General features: G+C 67.6%; 13 protein-coding genes. 2 read left to right on the top strand and 11 right to left on the bottom strand.

The features are described 5' to 3' along the window. Positions 1-7 precede the first annotated feature (7 nt). From accB to AC1RCS_RS11725, 3 genes are all read right to left on the bottom strand, one after another. Positions 8-463 carry an acetyl-CoA carboxylase biotin carboxyl carrier protein gene (accB, locus tag AC1RCS_RS11735; protein WP_218296062.1) on the bottom strand — a complete coding sequence of 152 codons (456 nt, stop codon included), beginning with the start codon at positions 461-463 and terminating at the stop codon, positions 8-10. Between the two features lie 150 nt (positions 464-613). After that, the gene (locus tag AC1RCS_RS11730) at positions 614-1,198 is read right to left on the bottom strand and encodes a TlpA family protein disulfide reductase (RefSeq protein WP_369643331.1); all 585 of its coding nucleotides are present in this window, start codon (positions 1,196-1,198) and stop codon (positions 614-616) included. Continuing rightward, positions 1,195-1,794 carry a hypothetical protein gene (locus tag AC1RCS_RS11725; protein WP_369643332.1) on the bottom strand — a complete coding sequence of 200 codons (600 nt, stop codon included), beginning with the start codon at positions 1,792-1,794 and terminating at the stop codon, positions 1,195-1,197. The genes AC1RCS_RS11730 and AC1RCS_RS11725 overlap by 4 nt, the downstream gene beginning before the upstream one ends. A gap of 181 nt (positions 1,795-1,975) precedes the next feature. Here AC1RCS_RS11725 and mpl point away from each other — a divergent pair, with 181 nt between their 5' ends. Beyond that, positions 1,976-3,400, top strand: a complete 1,425-nt coding sequence (gene mpl / locus AC1RCS_RS11720) for a UDP-N-acetylmuramate:L-alanyl-gamma-D-glutamyl-meso-diaminopimelate ligase (protein WP_492244566.1) — start codon at positions 1,976-1,978, stop codon at positions 3,398-3,400. A 50-nt stretch (positions 3,401-3,450) separates the two neighbouring features. Here mpl and AC1RCS_RS11715 read toward each other — a convergent pair whose 3' ends face one another. From AC1RCS_RS11715 to AC1RCS_RS11685, 7 genes are all read right to left on the bottom strand, one after another. Beyond that, positions 3,451-3,762: a hypothetical protein gene (locus AC1RCS_RS11715; RefSeq protein ID WP_218296066.1), complete on the bottom strand. Its 312-nt coding sequence runs from the start codon at positions 3,760-3,762 to the stop codon at positions 3,451-3,453. A 116-nt stretch (positions 3,763-3,878) separates the two neighbouring features. Next, positions 3,879-5,000, bottom strand: coding sequence for a 3-deoxy-7-phosphoheptulonate synthase (locus AC1RCS_RS11710; RefSeq protein ID WP_492244567.1), 1,122 nt, complete (start codon positions 4,998-5,000; stop codon positions 3,879-3,881). A 402-nt stretch (positions 5,001-5,402) separates the two neighbouring features. Beyond that, positions 5,403-5,948, bottom strand: a complete 546-nt coding sequence (locus AC1RCS_RS11705) for a hypothetical protein (protein ID WP_492244568.1) — start codon at positions 5,946-5,948, stop codon at positions 5,403-5,405. A 152-nt stretch (positions 5,949-6,100) separates the two neighbouring features. After that, positions 6,101-7,585: a metalloprotease TldD gene (gene tldD, locus AC1RCS_RS11700; RefSeq protein ID WP_218296074.1), complete on the bottom strand. Its 1,485-nt coding sequence runs from the start codon at positions 7,583-7,585 to the stop codon at positions 6,101-6,103. A gap of 83 nt (positions 7,586-7,668) precedes the next feature. Beyond that, entirely contained in the window at positions 7,669-8,007 is a 339-nt protein-coding gene (locus AC1RCS_RS11695) for a YegP family protein (protein WP_218296075.1), read from the bottom strand. A gap of 139 nt (positions 8,008-8,146) precedes the next feature. Further along, positions 8,147-9,319, bottom strand: coding sequence for a rod shape-determining protein RodA (rodA, locus tag AC1RCS_RS11690; protein ID WP_218296076.1), 1,173 nt, complete (start codon positions 9,317-9,319; stop codon positions 8,147-8,149). Positions 9,320-9,364: 45 nt separating this feature from the next. After that, positions 9,365-11,803, bottom strand: a complete 2,439-nt coding sequence (locus AC1RCS_RS11685; RefSeq protein WP_492244569.1) for a protein kinase domain-containing protein — start codon at positions 11,801-11,803, stop codon at positions 9,365-9,367. 112 nt (positions 11,804-11,915) lie between these two features. On the opposite strand from AC1RCS_RS11685, the gene AC1RCS_RS11680 reads away from it, so the two are divergent. After that, positions 11,916-12,500 carry a YqiA/YcfP family alpha/beta fold hydrolase gene (locus AC1RCS_RS11680; RefSeq protein WP_218339699.1) on the top strand — a complete coding sequence of 195 codons (585 nt, stop codon included), beginning with the start codon at positions 11,916-11,918 and terminating at the stop codon, positions 12,498-12,500. A gap of 27 nt (positions 12,501-12,527) precedes the next feature. Here AC1RCS_RS11680 and AC1RCS_RS11675 read toward each other — a convergent pair whose 3' ends face one another. Further along, a complete protein-coding gene (locus AC1RCS_RS11675; protein WP_492244570.1) occupies positions 12,528-14,105 on the bottom strand; it encodes a Wzy polymerase domain-containing protein in 1,578 nt (525 codons plus the stop codon). Positions 14,106-14,252 lie beyond the last annotated feature (147 nt).

Here is a 14,252-nt window from a genome sequence, read left to right as displayed (position 1 = left end):
GGGCACCTTATTCGATGACGAACAGCGGCTGTCCGTATTCCACGGCCTGGCCGTTTTCGCCCAGGATGCGGGTGACCGTGCCCGACTTGTCGGCCTCGATCTCGTTGAGGATCTTCATCGCCTCGATGATGCAGATGGTCTCGCCTTCCTTGACCTGGCTGCCCACTTCGACAAAAGCCTTCGCGCCGGGGCTGGAGGAGCGGTAGAACGTACCGACCATGGGCGACTTGACGATGTGGCCCGCAGGGGCTGCGGGTGCGGAAGGCGCAGGCAGCTCGGCCACCTGCGCGGCGGCGGGTGCGGGGGCGGCAGGCGCCTGCACCGGGGCGGGCACATACTGCTGAACCACGCCCCCCACGCTCTTGACGATGCGGACTTTGCCCTCCGCCTCCGTGATTTCGAGTTCGGATACGTTCGACTCGGACACGAGATCGATGAGGGTTTTGAGTTTTCGCAGATCCATGGGAGCTCCAACGGCTATAAAACTGAATAGGGCGCGAATTTACTCCAATTTCGGCCTATCACCGTCTTCCACGGGTATTTTTCATGAACTACATCATGCCAATAACCCCCGGATATCCCAGCGGAACCGCCAGACGGCCGGTGCGAGGGGTCAGCGCAAGGCGGCCCAGCGCTGCAGGTCCTGCGGGGTGATCTGCCCCATTTTACGATGCAGGACACGGCCGCTGCCGCCCAGGACCACGGTGAACGGCAAACCTCCCGTGAGATTGCCCAGCGATCTGCCCAGGTCCGTGCCGCCCAGGCCGGCCAGCCCCACAGGGAATTCCAGCGGGATGCGCTGCAGGAATTTGCGCACGGCGGACGGCTGGTCGATGGCCAATCCAAGAACTTGCCATCCGTTCGCTCCATGTTCGCGGTAGAAGGCATTGAGCATGGGAAGCTCCTCCACGCAAGGCGGGCACCACGTCGCCCAGAAGTTCAGCAACAAGGGTTTGCCGGCCAGCGACTTGAGCGCCACCGAGCCGCCTTCCGGTTTTTCGAATTCCATGGTCCAGAGCGCTTGCTCGGCCCCCTGCTCCATCGCGTGGGGCTGGAATTTCCACCAGGCCAGGCCCGCGCCGCCCAGCGCGGCGGCGCCCGCCACACCCGCATAGAGCAGGCGCCTGCGGGAGGCTGCGGGCGCAGTGCCAGGGACGGGGGCCGCAGAGGCAGGGTGATCGGAAGAAGGTGTCGTCATGGGGCTGGGGTTTCCTGGAGCAGGCGCCGTACGGCGGTCATGTCGCCCCGCGGCACACGTCCCTTCGCGTCCGGGCGCAAGGCGCCGCGCAGGTCGTCAAGGTCATAGATCAGCAGGTGCACCCCGATCATCTCATTGAGTTCGGGGGATTTGCTGCCCAGGCTCAATGCTTCGACCGACTCGCCATGGAAACCGGTCACCGTGCGCGGTTCATAGTCGACGTGGTGGTCGATCAGGGCTATTTCTGCCGATTTCGGGTCATCGCAGAACAATTGCAGATAAATATCGGACAACCGCGTGGCCGTTCCATGCCAGACCGCGCCCGCCAGATGGGGGCGGAAGGCCGCCATGCGCTCCATCCACACCAGGGCGAGCTGGCGCAGCGCCCGCAACTCGCGCGGCTGGGTGTCGGCACAGAAAAGCTGGATGTACTCCCGCACCGCGGCCTCGACCTGGTCGTTGTCCGGCAGGGCGGTGCGGGCGGGCAGCCCCATCTGGCGCAGCGCCCGGCGCTTGGCCGGGCCCCATTCAAGCCCTTCCTCCACCACCAGCCGGGCCGTGGTGTGGGCGATTTCGTCGCTCAAAGGTGTGTGCATGGCAGTGGGAAGGCAGCAAGGAACGAAACCGCATTGTGGCCCGAACCGCCCACCAGGACTACGGGTTGACCCTAGTCCCCACTCCGGCCACACCCGCATTTACTATATTTTTCATAGCTTCTTGCGCTTGCCAGCCAAGCGCTGGAGCCCCGTTTTCTGTTGAACCTTAGAATCTGCGCCCATGCATATACACATACTGGGCATTTGCGGCACGTTCATGGGAGGCCTCGCCGCACTCGCACGCGAGGCGGGCCACAAGGTGACGGGCTGCGATGCGGGGGTCTATCCGCCGATGAGCGACCAGCTCCGCGCGCTGGGCATCGACCTGATCGAAGGGTTCGGCGCCGACCAGCTTGCCCTGCAGCCCGATGTGTTTGTGGTCGGCAACGTGGTCAGCCGGGTTCGGCAGCCCGATGGATCGCCCAAGTTTCCCCTGATGGAAGCCATCCTGGACGCCGGCCTGCCCTACACCAGCGGCCCCCAGTGGCTGGCCGAACAGGTGCTGCAAGGCCGCCACGTGCTCGCGGTCGCGGGCACCCATGGCAAGACGACGACAACCTCGATGCTGGCCTGGATCCTGGAAAGCGCGGGCCAGCAGCCGGGCTTTCTGATTGGCGGCGTACCCCTCAATTTCGGGTTGTCGGCCCGGCTGGGCGCACCCCGGCGCCCGGTGCCCGCGCCCTCGCCACTCGGTGCGGCGCCGCTGTTCGTGATCGAGGCGGACGAATACGACACCGCGTTCTTCGACAAGCGCAGCAAATTCGTGCACTACCGGCCCCGCACCGCCGTGCTGAACAACCTGGAGTTCGACCACGCGGACATCTTTGACGACCTGGGAGCCATCGAGCGGCAGTTCCACCACCTCGTGCGCACCGTGCCCCCGTCGGGCCGGGTGGTCGTCAACGGCCTCGAGGAAAGCCTCGCCCGCGTGCTGCACACGGGTTGCTGGAGCGAGGTGGCCAGCTTTGGGGAGGCCGTCAGCGACTTTTCGGCCGAGGGCGATCCCCAGGCGTTTGATGTGCTGCACCAGGGGCGCAAGGTGGCCCGGGTGGAATGGGCGCTGACCGGCGTGCACAACCAGCTCAACGCGCTGGCGGCCATTGCCGCCGCGCACCATGTGGGCGTCAGCCCCCAGCAGGCGGCCACGGCACTGGCGGCCTTCCAGAATGTGAAGCGGCGCATGGAGCTGCGCGGGACCGTGCACGGGATTGCCGTGTATGACGACTTCGCGCACCACCCCACCGCCCTGAGAACCACCCTGGACGGCCTGCGCCGCAGCCTGGGCCACGGCGTGCGCATCCTGGCGGTGTTCGAGCCCCGCAGCAACACCATGAAGCTGGGCGCGATGAAGGCGCAGTTGCCGTGGGCGCTGGAACCCGCCGATCTCGCGTTCTGCCACACGGCCGGGCTGGACTGGGATGCGGCCGAAGCCCTCGCCCCCCTGGGCGTGGGCCCGGGCCTGCGGGCACAGACTGCCGACGACATCGCCACCCTGGTGCAGCAAGTCACCGCGGCAACCCGCCCGGGTGACCACATCGTGTGCATGAGCAACGGCGGATTTGGCGGAATCCATGCGAAGCTGCTGGATTCGCTACAAAATAAATAGCTGTCTGCGCTTGTATGGCAAGCGCTAGGGCCCTATTTTATTCAAAAGGGTCAGAACGACACGGCCATGCCCGGCACATCCACGCGCACCACCGGCTTGGCCAGTGCGGCGCTGGCGGCCCGCGCAAAGTCGCGGGACCATGCCGGATCGGCCAGGAGCGAGGCCCCTGCCGCGCGTGCGACGGTAAGCACCTTGTCGGCCAGCAGCACCTTGCCGCTGGCGCGCAGGGGTTCGCAATCGAGCGCAGTGAACTGGTCGTCGAGCCAGCGCCTTCCGGCCTCATGACCCATGGGCTCGGCGCCCTCCAGATCGAAACGGAATTCCTGGTTTCCGGCCAGATGGACCGACACTTCGCTGTGCATGATGGTTTGCCTTTCTTCTGAAGCCGTGGTGCTTCCCGTGCGTCATCGCACGGGCCGCCACAGGCTTGCAGTTTAGGGCCTCCCGCCTGCGGCGCGGACCATCGGCCCGTCCGCTGTCAACGCGCGCGGCGCGCCTTGACCGCGTCGGACAGCTCGGCGAGCGACACCAGCGAGTCATCCCACCCCAGGCAGGCGTCCGTGATGCTCTTGCCGTACTCCAGCGCGCCGGGCTGGTCCTTGCCGGGCGAGAACTTCTGGGCACCGGCGATGAGATGGCTTTCGATCATGAGACCGAACACGCTGCGCGATCCGCCGGCGAGCTGCGCCGCGATGTCGCGTGCCACGTCCAGCTGCTTTTCATGCTGCTTGCTGCTGTTGGCATGGCTGCAGTCCACCATCAGCGTCGCGGGCAGCTTGGCGGCCTCGAGGTCCTTGCAGGCAGCGGCCACGCTGGCGGCGTCATAGTTGGGAGCCTTGCCGCCCCGCAGGATCACATGGCAGTCCTTGTTGCCCTTGGTGTTGACGATGGCCACCTGGCCGTTCTTGTGCACCGACAGGAAGTGGTGGCCCCGGCTGGCCGACTGGATGGCATCGGTGGCGATGCGGATGTTGCCGTCCGTGCCGTTCTTGAAGCCAATGGGCGCCGAGATGCCGGACGCCAGTTCGCGGTGCACCTGGCTCTCGGTGGTGCGGGCACCGATCGCGCCCCAGCTGATGAGATCGCCGATGTACTGGGGCGAGATCACGTCCAGGAACTCGCTGCCCGCCGGCATGCCCAGTCGGTTGATGTCGATCAGCAACTGCCGCGCGATGCGCAGCCCTTCGTCGATGCGGTAGGTCTCATCGAGGTAGGGATCGTTGATGAGGCCCTTCCACCCCACCGTGGTGCGCGGCTTCTCGAAGTACACGCGCATCACGATTTCCAGGGTGTCGGCGTACCGCGCGCGCACGGCCATCAGGCGGCGTGCATATTCCAGGGCAGCGGCCGGATCGTGGATGGAACACGGCCCGATGACGACCAGCAGGCGGTCGTCCTTGCCCGCCATGATGTTGTGGATGTTCTTGCGGGTCTGGGTGATCAGCGTCTCGACCGGCGTGCCGCGGATCGGGAAAAAGCGGATCAGGTGCTCTGGAGGAGGCAACACGGTGATGTCCTTGATACGTTCGTCGTCGGTCTGGCTGGTTTTCTCGACGCTGCGGTACCAGGCATCGCTGGTGGGGGTGGTAGGGACCGTCATGGTTGCTTCCTCGTGGAGTCAGTTGAAGTGGATGGAAAAACGGGAGGGCGGAAAAACAAAAACCGCCGGGCTTTGCAGCGTCGGCGGTTGGTATGGGAAGGTTGTGTCAGCTTGCGCGTTTTCCTCTCATCCGCCGGGGACCGAGATAAAAAACCAAAAATAAAACGCGCTGCGAACTTGCATGGCGACCAATGTAGCACAGGAGTGCGGCAGTGCAGCAACCCTCAATTGTTGTGATTGCACGACAGATAGAGACTGCGAAGGCAGTCTCGGGACGCAGGCATCGGCCCTGCCGGGGACGGTATCGGCTATGGGGATCACCGCCGTGCAGTGACCTGCCTCCGACCACGCCATCCGTTTCTGCAACGAAATCGTTTGGAATCGCCACGCCAACCACCTCGGTCACCGCCAGAAGCGCCGCCACCAGCTACGTGCGCGCTGCAAGGCAGACAGGTGGCGCGGCGAAGCAGCGCCCTCGGACAGAAGATCGCTGGGCGGGTCGCTGCTGTGCTCGTACATGTCAATAAGCAGAAGCGCTTCTCCCAGCGTACGCCAGGCCAGAAGCTCAAACTGGTCGAAGCTCGCGCTTTCCTTGGCGCTGCGGCGCTCCAGCATCTGCAGCCAGTCCGCGATCGCATTGCGTAGCTCCCTCAGCGCCCGCTGATAGGCGCCAAACTCGTACAGAGCATGCCAGGCCGAACCCAGGCCCGTGAGGAACAATTGATGTTCACGTGCGCACTGCGACAAGGCCGTGACCCGCCGTGTGATCGCCATGGTGTCCGTGCTCGTGCGGCGCATACGCACGGTCTCGTCGATCTGCATCGACAAGGCACCGAGGCTGTCGCGCAACTGGCGCGACTCCTCATCGGCAACACCTTCGCGCAGAAAGCGGCTGATGTCGCCAAACGACTGGAGGGTTAGCTGCAGGCTGGGGCGCGTAGCGGGCATGGCGCCATTTTGCGCTGCCAAACGCGCGGCAAGGCACCTATTGAGCATTCTGGCGGGCACTCCCATGGAACGCTTTGCGAGCGCCTACCCATGTCAATCCATGACAACCAGTGCGTCCTCCATGCTGTACCAGGACGCCCCCAGATATCAAGTCAGGCCGTGCCGCCCACCGTCAGCCCCTCGATGCGCAAGGTAGGCTGGCCGACGCCCACGGGTACGCTCTGGCCTTCCTTGCCGCAGGTGCCCACGCCGCTGTCCAGGCGCATGTCGTTGCCGATCATGGTCACCTTCTTGAGCGACTCGGGGCCGCTGCCGATGATGGTGGCGCCCTTCACGGGGTAGAGGATCTTGCCGTTCTCGACCCAGTAGGCCTCGCTGGCGGAGAACACGAACTTGCCCGAAGTGATGTCCACCTGGCCGCCGCCGAAGTTGCTCGCGAACAGGCCTTTCTTGATGCTGGCCACGATCTCCTGGGGATCCTTGTCGCCGCCCAGCATGTAGGTGTTGGTCATGCGCGGCATGGGGATGTGGGCGTAGCTCTCGCGACGGCCGTTGCCGGTGGGCGCCACGCCCATCAGGCGTGCGTTGAGGGAATCCTGGATGTAGCCCTTGAGGATGCCGTCCTCGATGAGCACGTTGCGCTGGCTGGCGTGGCCTTCGTCGTCCACGTTGAGCGAGCCGCGGCGGTCGGCGATGGTGCCGTCGTCCAGCACCGTGACGCCCTTGGCCGCCACGCGCTGGCCGATCCGCCCGCTGAATGCGCTGGAGCCCTTGCGGTTGAAGTCGCCTTCCAGCCCATGGCCGATGGCCTCGTGCAGCAGGATGCCAGGCCAGCCAGGGCCCAGCACCACGGTCATTTCGCCAGCAGGCGCGGGGCGGGACTCCAGGTTCACCAGCGCGGCATGGACCGCTTCGTCCACGTAGCGGCCCATCTGCTCGTCGTCGAAGTAGGCCAGGCCGAAGCGGCCACCGCCGCCGGCGGACCCCATCTCGCGGCGGCCGTTCTGCTCGGCGATCACCGTCACCGACAGGCGCACCAGGGGGCGCACATCGGCCGCCAGCGTACCGTCGGCCCGGGCCACCAGCACCACGTCGTATTCGCTGGCCAGGCCCGCCATCACCTGCGCCACGCGCGGGTCCTTCGCGCGCGCGCGCTGTTCCAGCTTCTCGAGCAGCGCCACCTTGGCGGTGCTGTCCAGGGAGGCGATCGGGTCCACGCCGGGGTACAGGCTGCGGCCAGCAGCTATCTTTTTAGTAGCTACCCGCGCTTTCCCCGCCTGCGCTGCAGACGAAATGGATCGTACCGTGCGGGCCGCATCCATCAAGGAAGCCTGCGAGATGTCGTCCGAGTAGGCAAACGCCGTCTTTTCCCCGCTGACCGCCCGCACCCCCACCCCCTGGTCGATGCTGAAGGAGCCCGTCTTGACGATGCCCTCTTCCAGGCTCCAGCCCTCGCTGCGCGTGTACTGGAAGTACAGGTCCGCATCGTCCACCTGGTGGGTGCGGATCTCGGCCAATGCCCGTGCGAGATGGCTCTCATCGAGCCCGAAGGGGGTCAGCAGCAGTTCGCGAGCGACGTCGATGCGCTGGCTGGTGGCCGCGCGCTGGGGCGCGGCAGTGGTGGAGCGGGAAGTCATCGGGGCATTTTAGGCGCGCGGCCATGCCCGGCAGGGCACGAGGCGGTATGTCCCTATGCCGCATCACGCGGCCGCCCCGATGCTCAGGCTGCCGTCTGATCGTCCAGGCCGGCCTGCGGGGCGTGCGCCTGCACGGATTCGATGCCCGCATCCCGCGCCTTGGCGCCGGAGTACATCTGGCTTTGCCCGATGACCTGGCCATTGCCCGCCTTGAGCGTGAAGTAAGGGGAGCCGTCCTTGGCGCTCAGGCGTCCGAACCGGCCGCCCTCGGGCGCGTTCTTGCGCACGGCCTCGATCCCGCCCAGCGCGCTGGCCCGGGATTCGTACAGCTCGCTGGTCAGGATCACCTGGCCGTTGGTGGCCAGCAGGTTGAAGACAAATTTATCGTTCTTCGACTTCTTCAGCTCGAACTTCGCCGCCATGGGGAATCCCTTCGGTTGCTCTGAGGCCAAGGCACAGTTGGCCTGCCGGTTTGTACCCTCTTGCGGCGGCCCACGCAACGCCCGGGCAGAGACCCTGGGCCTTGCCAAGATTCATCCGGGGCCACGCCGCCCCGGCGCGCTACAGCGCGGGACGCGCGTCCTTGGGCTCCTGCTTCTGGGCGCGGGCGACCGACATCAGGATGCCCAGTGCCAGGCCCAGCGTGACCATGGCGGTGCCGCCATAGCTGATGAAGGGCAGTGGCACGCCCACCACGGGCAGTATTCCGCTGACCATGCCCATGTTCACGAAGGCGTAGGTGAAGAAGATCATGGAGACCGCCCCGGCCATGAGGCGCCCGAACAGGCTCGTGGCCCCCGCGGCGATGGACAGCCCGCGCCAGACCAGCATCAGGAAGCAGACCAGCAGGAAAAGGTTGCCCGCCAGGCCGAATTCCTCGGAAAACGCGGCAAAGATGAAGTCGGTGGTGCGCTCCGGGATGAACTCCAGGTGCGTCTGCGTGCCCGCCATGAAGCCCTTGCCCCACATGCCCCCGGAGCCGATGGCGATCATGCCTTGGATGATGTGAAACCCTTTGCCCAGCGGATCGCGCGTCGGGTCCAGCAGGGTGCAGATGCGCTGCTGCTGGTAGTCATGCAGCACCGACCAGCGCACGCCGTCCGCGCACAGCTGGTCGCCCAGGAGCACCAGCGCCAGCACGCCAATGCCTCCCAGCAGCACCGGCGGAAGCACCAGTTTCCAGGACAGGCCCGCGAAGAAAATCACCGACAGCCCCGCCGCCAGCACCAGCAGCGAGGTGCCCAGGTCGGGCTGCTTCATGATCAGCCCCACGGGCAGGGCCAGCAGCAGCCCCGCGGCGGCAAAGTCGAGCGGGCGCAGGGTCCCTTCCCGCTTCTGGAACCACCACGCGAGCATCAGCGGCATGGCAATTTTCAGGATTTCGCTGGGCTGGATGACGATACCGACGTTGACCCAGCGCTGCGCGCCTTTTTTGGTGATGCCGAACAGCGCCACCGCCACGAGCAGCGCCACGCCCGCCGCATACAGCGGCACGGCGAACACCATGATCTTCTGCGGCGGCACCTGGGCCACCATGAACAGGATCGCCCCCGCGATGAGCATGTTGCGCCCATGGTCCATGAAGCGCGTGCCGTGGTCGTAGCCCGACGAATACATGGCCAGCAGCCCGGCGCATGCCAGCAGCACCACCACCAGGAGCAGCGGCAGGTCGAACCCGCGAAACAGGGGAAGAAAACGCTGGGCGAGCGTGGGTTTCTCAAAAACAACGGCCATCGCGGGATTATCGTGGCCCCGGGGCCCGCCCGCACCAGGCGGCGTTCACCCCGCCTGGCGAAAGGCCATCACCGCCTGGTTGCGCAGGGTGCGCAGCAGCCCGAGGGCCTTGTCGTCCACGACGATGCCCCCGGCCATGGACTGGTCGGCGTAGATGAGCGCGAAGGTCTGGCCCTTGATCTGCAGCGGAAGCAGCAGGAACGAGGGTGCGTTGAGCCCCGTGCGGTACCACTCGGGCAAGCGGGACTGCATCCTGGGCTCGGTCGCGTCGTTGATGAGCGTGTCGGCGCCGCGCAGGCAGACAGCGGCGAACAGATCTCCCTGGGCCTTGAGCGGCACTTTCATGGCGCGCACGGCGGCCTCGCTGCCTTCGCCCAGGCCGAAGCGGCCGGTCAGCAGGTCGGTGCGCGCCTCGCGCAGGCAAAACACCATGCGCCGGAACCCCAGCGCGCGAAACATGGTCTCCAGGATCATGCGCAGCACGTCGTTGAGCTGAAAGCTCTCGACCATGGCGTTGGTGACATCCTGGATGCCCGCGGCCAGCACCTCGTTGACCTGCGCCACCGACACCGCGCCGCCGGCCTGGGACTCGAGCACCGCGGGCAGCGGCTGGGTTTCGCTGGCCCGCAGCTCGTGCGAGCCCAGGGGGTCGTCCTGCGGCATGGCGGCGCCCGTCGGGGGCGGCAGCTTCAGCAGCCGCGCGGCGGGCGTGCCCGGTTCCACGCGCAGGTCCAGCGCCTCGGCCAGCGCCACCAGCTTGTGGCGGGCACGCAGAGTGGCATCGGAGATCGCGTCGGCGGACAACGCCAGCGTGCGCGAATAGCGCGTGCCGATCTGGCCAAGGCGCCCTTCCAGCGCGGCCGGCTCGCTCAGCAGCAGCGTGCTGGCCACCTCGTTGGCCGCCATGGCCACCCACCGCAGGCGCTCCACCCCCTGCTCCGGGGCGCGCTGCATCGGCGAGCCCAGGGGCTTTCGCATGCAGCGCTGCAGGCTCTCGGGCAGCCCCCAGACGCGGGCCACGCCCACGCCCAGGTCCTCGAACCCCAGGCCCAGCACCTGCAGCGCGGCGGCTTCTTCGCCGCCTTCCACGCGGCCCGACGCCAGCAGGCTGCGCACCTGCCGCGCCTCTTCCGGAAAATAGAACTCGCACAGCATGCGCCCCAGGTTCTGGAACATGGCCCCGATGAAAGCCTCCTCGGCCGCCTGGGCCGATGCGCACAGTTCGGCCGCCACCGAGCCGGCCATCATGGCGCGCAGGAACTCCTCGCGCATCTGGCTCGCATGGGCCTTGTCCTGCATGTGGTCCAGCAGCACCAGGCTGAGCGCCATGTTACGCACGGCGTTGAAACCCACCAGGCTCACCGCGCGCGACACGGTGCTGATCGTGCCGCGCCCCGCATGGGCGTAGTGCACGCTGTTGACCAGGCGCAGCAGCTTGTTGGTGAGCGCCACATCCTTCAGTATCTCGTGCGTGAGGTCGCTGATGCTGTCGTCCTCGGAGTTGGCGACGCGCTGGATGCGCGCCACCGAATCGGAGAGCGCCGGGAAATCGCTCTTGTGGCGCATGCGCCGCAGCAGGAAGTCGAGCGTGGCGTTGCTGGCCGCCGTGGGCGCGCTCGCGGGCGCGGCCCAGGCGCGCAGGGCATCGCGAAACTCCGCCGCCGAGGCGTAGCGCCCGCCCGGCTCGCGGGCCATGGCGCGCTGCAGGATGGCCCGCAGCCCGTCGTCCACGCCCGGGCCCAGGTCCTGCGGCAGCTGCAGGGCTTCATTGGCGATGTGGTACAGCGCCTGCCAGGTGTCCTTCTGGTGGACCAGCGGATGGCCGGTGAGCATTTCCACCAGCACCAGCGCCGCGGAATACACATCCATGGCGGGCGCGGGCGCCGCGCCCGCCGCGGCCTCGGGCGCCAGGTAGGCCGGGGTGCCGCTGGCCATCTGGGCATCCGGCGTGGCCTGCATGGGCGCCGCCATGCCGAAGTCCATGACCCGGGCGTGGCGCTGGGCGTCGATCATGATGTTGGACGGCTTGAGGTCGCGGTGCACGATGCCCGCCTGGTGCGCAGCCTGCAGGCCGTCGAGCACGTCCACCATCAGGGCCACGGCATCGTGGGGCGTGCAGCGCCCCTGCTGCGCCAGGTGTTCGGCCAGTGTCCTGCCCGGCACGTACTCGAAGACGATGTAGGGCTGGCGGCCCTGCACGTCCGCCTCGAACACCGGCACGATGAAGGGGTGCGCGAGGCGCCCCACGTGCCGGGCCTCGCGCAGCCAGTGTTCGAGCACCGACGGGTCCTGGTCCTGCACGGGGCGCATGAGCTTGATGGCCACCTCGCGCTGCAGGCGCGGGTCCAGCGCCAGCCACACCGTGGCCTGGGCGCCCCGGCCCAGAAGCCTTTTCAGCTCGAACCGCCCCAATGAAGCGGGCGGCTTCTCGGCGGATCCCAGGGCCCAGCGTTTGGCGGTGGAAAGCGGGGCAAAATCAGTCATGGTGGGGATCAAGGCTGCGGGCTCCACCGTGTGGCGCCCATGCCACGCATCTTATGTCTGGGCCACCGCCCTTTGCAGCAGTGATTCCCCTGCCTTGTCGTTTTCCCCCTCCATGACCACCACCCACCTCCTGTACCTGCACGGCTTTCGCTCCTCTCCCCAGTCCGCCAAGGCCCGGCAGATGGCGGCGTACGTGGCGCTGCACCATCCGGGCGTCACCTTCTGGTGCCCCCAGCTGCCGCCGTCGCCCCGGGCGGCGATGGCGCTGGTGGCGCAGGGCATCGCCCACTGGCCCGGCGCGGCCATGGCGGTGGTCGGCTCGTCGCTCGGCGGTTTCTATGCCAGCTGGGTGGCGCACCACAAGGGCTGCCCCAGCGTGATGCTCAACCCCGCCGTCCACCCGGCGCGCGACCTGGAGCGCCACATCGGCGAGCAGACCTCCTGGCACGACCCGGCACAGCGGTTCTACTTCCAGCCGGAGTACATCGGCGAGCTGCGGGCGCTGGACACTTCGGACCAGCCCCCCGCCGCCCCGGAGATGGCCATCATCGCCAAGGGCGACGAAGTGCTGGACTGGCGGGAAATGGCGGCGCGCTACCCGCATGCGCGGCGGATCGTGCAGGAGGGGGGCGAACACGCCCTCGCCAATTTCAGCGACCACCTGCCCCAGGTGGCGCAGTTCCTGCGCCTGGCCTGACCACCAGCGCCACGCGGGCGCCTGTGCTCAGCGGGCGCGGGACGCCCCGGCGCCACCCGCCCCCATCCAGCGGGCATGGTCGTCCGGGTAGGCGATGCGGTAGCGCTTCATGTGGAACGCGGCTTCATCGTCCTTGCCCAGCATCACGGCGCTTTCGATCAGTGCCTCGATGACGCGGGGCTCGGGAGAGTAATGGAGCAGCTCGTGGGCCAGGGCATTCATCTGCTGCGCGTTGTCCCGCGAGAGCGCCATCGTGGTGAGGCGCGCGAAGTCCAGCTGGCTCGCAAACATCACGGAAGAGGACACCCGGCCCGGCAGGTCATCCCGGTACGCCGGGGCCCTTTGCGCGCTGGGCTTGTAGAACTGGCTCACGCGGTGGTAGTCCCAGGCGGCAACGCCGCACACGGCGAGGACCGCCACGGCCCCCACCAGCCCCGCAAGCCCCGCCCCCGGCGCGGTGCCGCCCGCCGCCCGCCGCGGCCAGGCCAGCAGCGCCACCGACAGCAGGGCCACCAGCTGAAAAGGCCCGTACCACAGCGGGTACTCCAGCATGCTGTGCAGCCCGATGATCGCCAGGGCACCCCAGGCCAGCTGGCGCGCGGGATCGGTCTCGCGCCACGGCCGGGCGTGCACGCACCAGGCCACGAACGCCCCGCACAGCGCCAGGGCCGCCGGCAGGCCCAGCTCCACGGCCAGGTGCAGGGGCAGGTTGTGCGCGTTGTCCAGCAGCACGCAAAAGCGCTCGCCGGGGAACAGCGTGATGTAGTGCGCATAGTCCAGTTCCCCCCAGCCCCAGCCCAGCCAGGGCTTTTGCGCGATCAGGGTGAACATGTTGGACCACAGCACCCGGCGGCTGGCGCACGCGTGCGCGCCATCGGTGAAGCGATGGAACAGCGCATCTGCACGGACGCCCTGGAACTGCCAGAGCAGTTCGGGCAGCAGCCATGCGGCCGCGAGAAAAATCGAAAGCCCGACCGCGCCCATGCGCAGCGCGCTGCCCCTGCCGGGCCCCCGCCACAGCACCAGCAGCCCCAGGATGAGCAGCCACTGCACGGCGACTGTCCGCGACGCCGTGGCGGCCTCGCCCACGGCGATCCCCGCCAGCGCTGCCACGGCAAGCACGTTCGCGAGCGCGGTGGATGGCGGCCACCGCCCCGGGCCCGGCGCTTCCCCGCCGCGTTCCCCTGCGTGGGACGGCCGGGCATGCAGCGCCCACCACAGCCAGGCCCATGTGCCCAGGCTGAGCAAGGTCGCCTGCTGGTTGCGCTGGCGCAGATTGCCCACGGCCTGCCCGGGCACGGAGGCGTGGATCCAGGGGCCCAGGCCCACATCGCCCGCCACGTACTGGACAAGTCCGATGGCGCTGGCCACGACCGCGGCCGCGCCCAGCCCGCCCGCCAGCAGCATTCCCCACCAGGCGCGCCCTCCGCGCCGGGGTGCCTCCGCGTGCACCGACCAGGCCCCCAGCAGCAGGAGCACTGCCACGCACACCCACGACACCAGCACGGGCCAGAAATTGGAGATCGGGGAGTCGGTGAAGGCGAAGAGGAACGGCAAGACCACTGCGAGCAACGCCAGCGGTGCGGCAATGGCATCAAAAAGCATGTCGATAGAACCGTGCCATCATGAAGGACCCTGGATCATAGGGGCTGGTTTCGCACCCCGCACCCCGCACCCCGCGCGCCGCCGCATGCCCGCACCTGCCCTGCCGTCCTCCCGCCTGGCGGGAGCTCCCGGGCCGCCGGTAACATC

This window comes from Acidovorax sp. GW823-FHT01C06, from assembly GCF_058798375.1.
This window is presented reverse-complemented; position numbering and strand designations above follow the sequence as displayed.

What these genes read in the sequence shown, in the direction of transcription:
- AC1RCS_RS11710 (WP_492244567.1), bottom strand. Translation starts at nt 5,000, where the DNA reads ATGACGGTCCCTACCACCCCCACCAGCGATGCCTGGTACCGCAGCGTC.
- AC1RCS_RS11685 (WP_492244569.1), bottom strand. Translation starts at nt 11,803, where the DNA reads ATGACTGATTTTGCCCCGCTTTCCACCGCCAAACGCTGGGCCCTGGGA.
- AC1RCS_RS11705 (WP_492244568.1), bottom strand. Translation starts at nt 5,948, where the DNA reads ATGCCCGCTACGCGCCCCAGCCTGCAGCTAACCCTCCAGTCGTTTGGC.
- accB (WP_218296062.1), bottom strand. Translation starts at nt 463, where the DNA reads ATGGATCTGCGAAAACTCAAAACCCTCATCGATCTCGTGTCCGAGTCG.
- rodA (WP_218296076.1), bottom strand. Translation starts at nt 9,319, where the DNA reads ATGGCCGTTGTTTTTGAGAAACCCACGCTCGCCCAGCGTTTTCTTCCC.
- mpl (WP_492244566.1), top strand. Translation starts at nt 1,976, where the DNA reads ATGCATATACACATACTGGGCATTTGCGGCACGTTCATGGGAGGCCTC.
- AC1RCS_RS11695 (WP_218296075.1), bottom strand. Translation starts at nt 8,007, where the DNA reads ATGGCGGCGAAGTTCGAGCTGAAGAAGTCGAAGAACGATAAATTTGTC.
- AC1RCS_RS11725 (WP_369643332.1), bottom strand. Translation starts at nt 1,794, where the DNA reads ATGCACACACCTTTGAGCGACGAAATCGCCCACACCACGGCCCGGCTG.
- tldD (WP_218296074.1), bottom strand. Translation starts at nt 7,585, where the DNA reads ATGACTTCCCGCTCCACCACTGCCGCGCCCCAGCGCGCGGCCACCAGC.
- AC1RCS_RS11715 (WP_218296066.1), bottom strand. Translation starts at nt 3,762, where the DNA reads ATGCACAGCGAAGTGTCGGTCCATCTGGCCGGAAACCAGGAATTCCGT.
- AC1RCS_RS11730 (WP_369643331.1), bottom strand. Translation starts at nt 1,198, where the DNA reads ATGACGACACCTTCTTCCGATCACCCTGCCTCTGCGGCCCCCGTCCCT.
- AC1RCS_RS11680 (WP_218339699.1), top strand. Translation starts at nt 11,916, where the DNA reads ATGACCACCACCCACCTCCTGTACCTGCACGGCTTTCGCTCCTCTCCC.
- AC1RCS_RS11675 (WP_492244570.1), bottom strand. Translation starts at nt 14,105, where the DNA reads ATGCTTTTTGATGCCATTGCCGCACCGCTGGCGTTGCTCGCAGTGGTC.